The sequence below is a fragment of the Holdemania sp. 1001302B_160321_E10 genome, from assembly GCF_015552275.1.
In the GTDB taxonomy this organism is placed as follows: Bacteria; Bacillota_I; Bacilli_A; order Erysipelotrichales; family Erysipelotrichaceae; genus Holdemania.
The window spans coordinates 1-1,356 of the sequence record NZ_JADNEM010000079.1; the positions used below are offsets into that span (position 1 = coordinate 1).

Annotated in this window: 3 protein-coding genes; 2 read left to right on the forward strand and 1 reads right to left on the reverse strand. The window is 41.3% G+C overall.

What is annotated here, in order from left to right; translation table 11 throughout:
• Positions 1-12: 12 nt before the first annotated feature.
• The gene (locus I2D94_RS18095; protein ID WP_195397915.1) at positions 13-480 is read right to left on the reverse strand and encodes a hypothetical protein; all 468 of its coding nucleotides are present in this window, start codon (positions 478-480) and stop codon (positions 13-15) included.
• 109 nt (positions 481-589) lie between these two features.
• Between I2D94_RS18095 and I2D94_RS18100 the strand changes: the two genes are divergently transcribed.
• Together I2D94_RS18100 and I2D94_RS18105 are read left to right on the forward strand one after the other, a co-directional pair.
• Positions 590-949 carry a hypothetical protein gene (locus I2D94_RS18100; protein ID WP_195397916.1) on the forward strand — a complete coding sequence of 120 codons (360 nt, stop codon included), beginning with the start codon at positions 590-592 and terminating at the stop codon, positions 947-949.
• 4 nt (positions 950-953) lie between these two features.
• Entirely contained in the window at positions 954-1,121 is a 168-nt protein-coding gene (locus tag I2D94_RS18105) for a hypothetical protein (RefSeq protein WP_195397917.1), read from the forward strand.
• Positions 1,122-1,356 lie beyond the last annotated feature (235 nt).

Here is a 1,356-nt window from a genome sequence, read left to right on the forward strand (position 1 = left end):
AAAAAAGGAAGTCTAAATAAGACTTCCTAAGAGTTGAATAAAAGCAACGATGTAAGGAATCCAATCAGGAACTAAAGCCATTAAACTGATGAGTCGGTCTAAAGAAATGAAATGTGAAGTTACTTTCTTTGTTCCATCAGTTTGGTAAAAGTAGTTGATTGTAACATTTGCATAATTATTCAAGGTAATGTGTGGCGGTGCGTTCGGCAGAGATTTGCATAGGGTTTCAAGTTCACTTGTGCGAAGTAATTCTTGAAATTCAAAATGTTGATGAAGATGTTGCTCAGCTGAAAAAGTTTCCCAAGTTTTTAAGGCGATGAAGGCTAAGCGCCGTATAAGCTTGAGAATAGCGCTTTGTTGAATCTTTAGAGCGTCAGAAGCAAGGTCTGATAACGCTTGAGCTTGAGCAACTATATCCTCAGAAAAGCTAAGCATATCTCTGTCGTTTGCAATACGCAATTTAAGTGATGCACTTTCCATAATTTTCACCTCCTTTCTGTATTTGATTATACAGCAAGATGAGTGAATGTGTGGCGCTGGCTATGGAGTAGTTTTTGACAACTTAAATGAAAGGAGCGAGGTGAATTAGATGAAATGGAATGGCATAGTGAATGGTTTACCGGCTAAGCATTTAACGATAGACACGGAAAAAGAAACCTTCTTGATTGATGGTAAGGATTTCTCAAAGGGGTGCTTGAATTTGACGCTTAGACTAAAAGCTGGAAAATTTCTGCTTGAAATTAACACCAAAGAGAACAATGGAATCAACGATCTAAAAGAGCTTGCTACTCCTCTGCAGAAATGGCTGGCAAGTAATTATGATCCGATGTGCTGCATTGTGGTGCAGGCTGATCGGGTTGAAGTGCTTAGATCTGAAATGTCGATACCTGCAGAAGTAGTAGAAATTCACGAACACTGGATTAACATGGATGACCGGGAAGCGAGGTGATGATGTGGAACAAACCAACGAGGCTGTTTATGACGGATTGGCGCGAGCGCTTGCGGAAGCAATAAGGCGCTTCTACGCGGATCCAGCAAATGAGGCTGAATTCCAAGAATGGCTCAAACAAAAAAAGGAACCCTCGGCGAGCTTGGCGGCAACCGAGAGTTCAACAAGATGATCTTATTGGATTGAGATCATCTCTATTTTATCACAAGCGATTGAGCTTGTGAAGGAAGGGAGAAATAAATGACAATAACAAACGAAGCAGCTCGCGCTTATGCAGCAATCGCCGCACAGAACATCGGCATCAAGGTAGATGATATCATGCTCCTTGTCGATGAAATGATGTATCTAATGGACGTTTATACAGAGGCAGAGATCCTTGCCAAAATGCGCAAATTGATCGGCCAGGA